The organism is Vibrio sp. 811 (genome assembly GCF_033339195.1).
Map to the genome: position 1 here is coordinate 1 of NZ_JAWOUB010000702.1, position 577 is coordinate 577.

2 protein-coding genes are annotated in these 577 nt (G+C 46.6%); both read right to left on the bottom strand.

The window, feature by feature from the left end; translation table 11 throughout:
* A partial coding sequence (locus R7Q46_RS28930; protein ID WP_318078548.1) for a c-type cytochrome occupies window positions 1–279 on the bottom strand: 279 nt, incomplete at its 3' end.
* 56 nt (window positions 280–335) lie between these two features.
* Window positions 336–577: tRNA lysidine(34) synthetase TilS (gene tilS / locus R7Q46_RS28935; protein WP_318078549.1), on the bottom strand; the 242-nt coding region annotated here is incomplete at its 5' end.

The window sequence follows — 577 nt, forward strand, 5'->3', positions numbered from 1 at the left end:
TGCAATATCGTCATCAGAAAGCAGCGACGCTTGAGCCTGCATTACCGCAGCAAGACCACCGTTACGTTCTTTGTTTTTGTAAGCTTTGATTGAGCTCACGATGTACTGCTCGTTTTGCCCTTTCAAATTTGGGTAGCCTGGAATCGTTGCGTTACCGTCTGCGCCATGACACGCCGCACATACTGCAGCTTTAGCTTGTCCCGCAGCGGCATCACCCGCCAGAGCTTGGCCACTCAACATGGTTAGTGCAGCCACTGCACCGATCATTACTCTCTTCATTGCTTCACCTAATCGTTTTTTATTTGAGATAGTTATGGTCGATATTGTGACATGAATTACAAAGGCTTGCGCCAAATGAGTTCACAGTCTTGGCCACTAAATGTTTGATCCACAAACAAGTCTGCGACTGCAACAACTTGGTCTTTGTACATCAAAATCGGGATCTGACGACGTAACCAGCTTGGCACATTGTATTCTTGGAATAACTTTTTCAGTTTACGACTGCGACTACGTGTTGTGGGGTGTGCCGACAAACCTTCAGGATTGAAAGTAACCCTCAATAACTCGGGGTGTGATG